This is a genomic window from Mesorhizobium sp. M6A.T.Cr.TU.017.01.1.1, from assembly GCF_004023115.1.
In the GTDB taxonomy this organism is placed as follows: Bacteria; Pseudomonadota; Alphaproteobacteria; order Rhizobiales; family Rhizobiaceae; genus Mesorhizobium; species Mesorhizobium mediterraneum.
On record NZ_RZTA01000196.1, the window covers coordinates 1 to 6,246 of the forward strand.

A 6,246-nucleotide genomic window follows, 5' to 3' on the forward strand; every position below is an offset into this window, starting at 1 on the left:
ATATCGGCACGACCGTCGGCACCGTCGGCAGGGCCTATCAGCTGCTGCGGGAGCGCGGATTGGTCAGCGGCGAAGTTGGGCGCGGAACCTATGTCCTGACGCAGCGCCTGGATGTCGCGAAGCCGGATTTCCTGGAACCTGTCGAGCAAGGCACGCGCTACTACTTCGATGCGCCTCGCGACAAACTGCGCCTCGACAGCACGGCCGCGCCCGACACTGGCCAGGGCGCCATTGTCGCCGATGTGCTTTCGCGCACAACGCAGGACTATCCGCACGAGATTTCAAGCTACACGCGCGATTTCCCGGACCGCTGGTTTGAGGCAGGCAGAAGCTGGCTGTCGCGCAATTCCTTTCGCCCGACCGCGGATACCATCGTTCCGACGCTCGGCACCCATGCCGCGGTGATGGCAGCAATTGCGGGGCTCACCACTCCCGGCGACTATGTTGTCTTCGAGCACCTCACCTACTCGCAGATTTCCCGCAGCGCCGGCCTGATCGGGCGCCGGACCGCACTGGTGGCGGCGGACGACGAAGGCATCGATCCCGATGATTTCGAGCGCGTCTGTGCGCAAAAACATCCGAAAATAATGTTCCTGATGCCGACGGCCAAGAACCCGACATTGGTGACGCTGTCGGCAACGCGCCGCGAGGCCATCGCGCGCGTCGCCCGTCAATACAATGTCGTCCTGATTGAGGATGATCTCTATGGCGGCATGACAGACGACCCAACACCATTGCTCGCCGAATATGCGCCGGAACGGACAATCGTTGCCGGCGGCCTGTCGAAATCGGTCGCGGCGGGTGTTCGTAGCGGCTGGCTTGCCTGCCCGCCGGCCTATCGCCACCGCATCAGGGTCGCCCACAAGATGATGACCGGCGGCCTCGCCTTCCTGCTGGCAGAGGTGGGCAGCCGGCTGGTGCTGTCCGGCCAGGCCAGCGAGATGCGCAAACGCAGCATTGCCGAAATCAGCGCGCGCATAGGGATCGTTCGCGAGACACTCGACGGCTTCGACTTCAAGGCGTTGGATAACGTGCCGTTCGTTTGGCTCACTTTGCCCGATCCATGGCTTTCCGGCACCTTCAAGCAAGCCTGCCTCGAGCATGGCGTGCTGATCGACGATGAGGACGAGTTCAAGGCGGGGCGCTCCGAACAGGTTTTCCATGGCGTCCGCTTTGGCGTGTCACAGCCCGAACGGCGAGAGGACTTAGCGCATGGTCTCGCGGTGATCAGGCGGCTTCTGGACGAAGGCCGTGCCGGCTACGACAGTTTCTCCTGAACCGGCTTGAAACAGGCGGGTCGAGTGGCGATCTTTCGCTACTTGCTGCCCCTGTGGCTATTCATCGTTTTCGTCGCTTGATGGGGTGTATCGGCTGCAAAGCTTGCGATAAGACGGGACTCGATCCCAAGGATATAAATTTCCGCCCATGACCATTTCCAATTCCGCCCCGATCACTCCGGAACTTATTGCCGCGCACGGGCTGAAGCCCGACGAATATCAGCGCATCCTCGACCTGGTCGGTCGCGAACCGAGCTTCACCGAGCTTGGCATCTTCTCGGCGATGTGGAACGAGCACTGCTCCTACAAATCCTCGAAGAAGTGGCTGCGCACGCTGCCCACCACCGGGCCGCGGGTCATCCAGGGTCCGGGCGAAAATGCCGGTGTGGTCGATATCGGCGACGGCGACTGCGTCGTCTTCAAGATGGAGAGCCACAACCACCCCTCCTATATCGAACCCTATCAGGGGGCGGCGACCGGCGTCGGCGGCATCCTGCGCGATGTCTTCACCATGGGCGCGCGGCCGATCGCAGCGATGAACGCGCTGCGCTTCGGTGCGCCGGACCATCCCAAGACCAAACATCTGGTTGCCGGTGTCGTTTCCGGTGTCGGCGGTTACGGCAATTCCTTCGGCGTGCCGACAGTCGGCGGCGAGGTCAATTTCGACGCGCGCTACAATGGCAATATCCTGGTCAACGCCTTCGCGGCGGGGCTCGCCAAGACCGATGCCATCTTCCTGTCGGAAGCCAAGGGCGTCGGCCTCCCGGTCGTCTATCTCGGCGCCAAGACCGGCCGCGATGGTGTCGGCGGCGCGACCATGGCCTCGGCCGAGTTCGACGACAAGATCGACGAGAAGCGGCCCACCGTTCAGGTCGGTGACCCCTTCACTGAAAAATGCCTGCTCGAAGCCTGCCTCGAGCTGATGGCGTCCGGCGCCGTCATCGCCATCCAGGACATGGGGGCCGCCGGCCTCACCTGCTCGGCGGTCGAAATGGGCGCCAAGGGCGACCTCGGCATCGAGCTCGACCTCGACAAGGTGCCGGTGCGCGAGGAGCGCATGAGCGCCTATGAGATGATGCTGTCGGAGAGCCAGGAGCGCATGCTGATGGTGCTGCGCCCCGAAAAGGAAAAGGAAGCCGAGGCGATCTTCCTCAAATGGGGCCTCGACTTCGCCATTGTCGGCAAGACCACCGACGATCTGCGCTTTCGCGTGCTGCACCAGGGCGATGAGGTCGCCAATCTGCCGATCAAGGACCTTGGCGACCAGGCGCCGGAATATGACCGTCCCTGGACCGAGCCGAAGAAGCCGGCGCCCCTGGCAGCCAGCGATGCACCACAAGCGGATGTCGCCGAGGCTTTGCTGAAACTGCTCGGCGGACCCGACCTGTCCTCGCGCCGCTGGGTATGGGAGCAGTACGACACGCTGATCCAGGGCAATTCGCTGCAGCTTCCGGGCGGCGATGCCGGCGTGGTGCGTGTCGAGGGTCATCCGACCAAGGCGCTCGCCTTCTCCTCCGACGTCACGCCGCGCTATTGCGAGGCCGACCCTTATGAGGGCGGCAAGCAGGCGGTCGCTGAATGCTGGCGCAACCTTACCGCCACTGGCGCCCTGCCGCTCGCCGCGACCGACAACCTGAATTTCGGCAATCCGGAACGGCCCGAGATCATGGGCCAATTGGTCGGCGCCGTGAAAGGCATCGGCGATGCCTGCCGCGCGCTCGGCTTTCCGATCGTCTCCGGCAATGTCTCGCTCTACAACGAAACCAACGGGCAAGGCATCTTGCCGACGCCGACCATCGGCGGCGTTGGACTGATCGCCGACTGGTCCAAAATGACGCGGATCGGCTTTGCCGCCGAGGGCCAGATGATCCTACTGGTCGGCGCGCCGTCCAGGTGGGGAACGCATCTCGCCCAGTCGGCCTATATGCGCGACATCCATGGCCGCACCGACGGCCCGCCGCCGCCGGTCGACCTCGACCATGAAAAGCGCGTCGGCGACCATGTGCGCGCCCTGATCGCCTCCGGCGTCGTTACCGCAGCACACGATGTCTCCGACGGCGGCATTGCGGTCGCGCTGGCTGAGATGGCGATGGCGTCCGGTATTGGCGCGACCGTCCCCGGCCTGGTCGGGGCCGATCCGATCCCGGTCTGGTTCGGCGAGGATCAGGGCCGCTATCTCTTGACGCTGTCGATCGATCCGCAAAGCAAGGAATGGGACGCTATTCGCGAAGAGCAGAGCAAGCTCGGTATCTTCGCGCCGTGGATCGGCTCGACCGGCGGTAGTGACCTGAAACTCGGCGAGGCACGGGCGATCCCAGTCGGAGAATTGACCGCTGCCCACGAATCCTGGTTTCCTCGCTTCATGGCAAATGAGGTCGTCGACCCGTGATATGATCGAGTGGGGCCGTTTCGGTGTGGTTCATCCGCCATTTCGATCATATCTATGAGATCACGACCTGAACAAGGAATCCTCGTATGGCAATGGACGCGCACGACATCGAACGGCTGATCAAGGAAGGCATTCCGGACGCCAAGGTGACGATTCGCGACCTGGCTGGCGACGGCGACCACTATGCGGCCGAGGTGGTGGCCGAGAGCTTTCGCGGAAAAAGCCGCGTCCAGCAGCATCAGATGGTCTACGACGCGCTGAAGGGCAATATGGGCGGCGTGCTGCACGCGCTCGCCCTGCAGACCAGCGTGCCGGACTGAGTTTCCGCGTCCAACCCCTTCGTCACCTTTTCGCTGAGACGGCAATGATCGGCCCTGCCGGATAGCTTCCGCCGACGATCATCCTCTCGCCATTCGACAGCGCCGAAACCACGCCGTCGACGAAAAGCGCGTTGGGGCAATCTAGCTCGTCGCGGAACAGGCGTGCAAAGCTGCCGAGACTGACTTGCGAGCGCGAGATCGCCAGCACCACCGTGTTTTCGTCACGCACGCCGACGCCGTTGCGGATGTAACGCGACGTGCCGTTCGCCTCGAAGCGGAGATGGAGCCGGCTGTCGATCACCAGCATCGGGCCGGACTGCGTGGCGAACGCCACGTCCGGCTTTGCGGCGGCATAGGCGTTCGTTTCCATGATCGCCGCCTTGCCGTCCTTGCGGATCAGGAACACGCCGTTTGGCTTCAGGAAGAAATTGCCTTCGCCAACAGCGAGGTTGAGCGGCGTCATCTCGCGACCATTTTCGACGAGAAGGCCGACCGGCGTCAGATCCTCATGATACATGCCGGCATTCATGGCGAGCAGCACCGGCCTGCCCTCGCCCGACATCGCCTTGTCGAACTTTTCCAGCGAACCGAAGGCCCTGCCGTCGTCGCCGGCGTGGAAGACAGCGACGTCGTAGCTGCGAAGATCGATCTCGCAGACGATGTAGGGAACCGCCTCGAAGCTGAAATCCCGGCATGGTCCGGGCAGTTCGCCGCCGACGGTGACAGGCGGGTGCTCCAACGGCCTGAACCACCAGATCAGGGCCAGTGCGACAAGCAGAACACCAATCAGGATCGCCGCGCTATGTCGCCTTTTCATCGCTTCCCGGGGAAATAGCTGGCCGATGCTCTTGGCCCAATATCAAGCCATCCTTTGCGCCATTTGCGTGACGAGGCGGCAAACGTCTTGTTTCAGGCAACCTATGGGTTTATTTGAAAGGATATGTTTCGAGCCCGACTCCCGCGGGCATGAAAGGATTCTCTATGAGCGGTATCAACGACTACATCGACAGCGAAGTGAAGGGCAACGACGTCGTCCTTTTCATGAAGGGCACGCCCGGTTTCCCGCAATGCGGATTTTCCGGTCAAGTCGTGCAGATCCTCGACTACATCGGGGCCGACTACAAGGGCGTGGACGTGCTGACCTCGGCCGATCTGCGGCAAGGTATCAAGGAATACTCCAACTGGCCGACCATCCCTCAGCTCTACGTCAAGGGTGAGTTCGTCGGCGGCTGCGACATCATCCGCGAGATGTTCCAGGCGGGCGAGCTGCAGACGTTCCTCGTCGAAAAGGGCGTGAGCGTCAAAGGCGCCGCCTGAATTCTGTTTGCGCATGATCCTTTCCGAAAATCGGTCCCGGTTTTCGGGGTCATGCGCTAAACGCCGGGCCAGCCCCCACCTCGGTAAACTGACTACCTCCCCGCTATCGGGGCACAAGACGAATGAATGCGCCGGCGCGCCGGCGCTTTTTCGTTTGAAGATCGGACTTTGCCGTGGATCAGCATGCACAAGCGCCGCAACGGGCAAGCACCTTGCCTATTCCGCGCTGGGAATTCATCGCATTGTGCGCGGCATTGATGGCGCTCAACTCGCTGGCCATCGACATCATGCTGCCGGCGCTGCAGCAAATCGGCGCCTCGCTGGGCGTGGAAAATGAAAACCACCGCCAGTATGTAATTGCCGCCTACATCCTGGGTTTTGGCGGCGGGCAGCTTTTCTTCGGACCGATCTCTGACCGTTTTGGACGCCGTGCTCCACTCGTCGTCGGACTGGTGATCTACGTCGCAGCGGCGGCTGCCGCGGCTATCGCCCCGTCATTCGCTATTCTTCTTCTGTGCAGGCTGGTGCAAGGCATTGGTGCGGCCGCCACGCGCGTCATCGCCGTCTCGATCGTGCGCGACACGTTCGAAGGCCGGCGCATGGCTGAGGTGATGTCGCTGATCTTCATGGTGTTCATGGCCATTCCGGTGGTGGCGCCAGGCATCGGTCAGTTCATCATGCTGTTTGCTTCCTGGCACTGGATCTTCATCACCATGGCGGCAGGCGCGCTGATCGTCTCGGCCTGGTCGCTGCTGCGGCTGCCGGAAACGCTGCATCCCGAATATCGCCGGCCGCTGACGGCATCATCCGTCCTTGGCGGTTTCCGCATCGTGCTGACCAATCGCATCGCGCTCTGCTACGCCTTTGCCAGCACCTTCATCTTCGCCGCCATGTTCGGCTTCATCGCCTCGGCACAGCAGATCTACGTCGATGTGTTCAAAGT

The 6,246-nt window shown here is 62.4% G+C and carries 6 protein-coding genes; 5 read left to right on the top strand and 1 reads right to left on the bottom strand.

Annotated features, from left to right (window positions below; translation table 11 throughout):
- Positions 1 to 2 precede the first annotated feature (2 nt).
- From EOB36_RS32655 to EOB36_RS32665, 3 genes are all read left to right on the top strand, one after another.
- Complete coding sequence (locus EOB36_RS32655; protein WP_245467962.1) at positions 3 to 1,277, top strand: PLP-dependent aminotransferase family protein; 1,275 nt, start codon at positions 3 to 5, stop codon at positions 1,275 to 1,277.
- A 148-nt stretch (positions 1,278 to 1,425) separates the two neighbouring features.
- Positions 1,426 to 3,666, top strand: a complete 2,241-nt coding sequence (gene purL, locus EOB36_RS32660) for a phosphoribosylformylglycinamidine synthase subunit PurL (protein ID WP_128286509.1) — start codon at positions 1,426 to 1,428, stop codon at positions 3,664 to 3,666.
- 86 nt (positions 3,667 to 3,752) lie between these two features.
- Complete coding sequence (locus EOB36_RS32665; protein ID WP_023674714.1) at positions 3,753 to 3,986, top strand: BolA family transcriptional regulator; 234 nt, start codon at positions 3,753 to 3,755, stop codon at positions 3,984 to 3,986.
- Between the two features lie 22 nt (positions 3,987 to 4,008).
- Here the strand turns inward: EOB36_RS32665 and EOB36_RS32670 are convergent, their stop codons facing one another.
- Positions 4,009 to 4,803 carry a phosphodiester glycosidase family protein gene (locus tag EOB36_RS32670; RefSeq protein ID WP_128286510.1) on the bottom strand — a complete coding sequence of 265 codons (795 nt, stop codon included), beginning with the start codon at positions 4,801 to 4,803 and terminating at the stop codon, positions 4,009 to 4,011.
- Positions 4,804 to 4,967: 164 nt separating this feature from the next.
- Between EOB36_RS32670 and grxD the strand changes: the two genes are divergently transcribed.
- Positions 4,968 to 5,303 carry a Grx4 family monothiol glutaredoxin gene (gene grxD, locus EOB36_RS32675; RefSeq protein ID WP_095489571.1) on the top strand — a complete coding sequence of 112 codons (336 nt, stop codon included), beginning with the start codon at positions 4,968 to 4,970 and terminating at the stop codon, positions 5,301 to 5,303.
- 257 nt (positions 5,304 to 5,560) lie between these two features.
- The coding region (locus EOB36_RS32680; RefSeq protein WP_245467963.1) for an MFS transporter at positions 5,561 to 6,246 on the top strand (686 nt) is incomplete at its 3' end.

Bases quoted from the DNA above. Each gene is read 5' to 3' on its own strand.
- EOB36_RS32665 (WP_023674714.1), top strand. From the start codon at position 3,753: ATGGCAATGGACGCGCACGACATCGAACGGCTGATCAAGGAAGGCATT.
- purL (WP_128286509.1), top strand. From the start codon at position 1,426: ATGACCATTTCCAATTCCGCCCCGATCACTCCGGAACTTATTGCCGCG.
- EOB36_RS32670 (WP_128286510.1), bottom strand. From the start codon at position 4,803: ATGAAAAGGCGACATAGCGCGGCGATCCTGATTGGTGTTCTGCTTGTC.
- grxD (WP_095489571.1), top strand. From the start codon at position 4,968: ATGAGCGGTATCAACGACTACATCGACAGCGAAGTGAAGGGCAACGAC.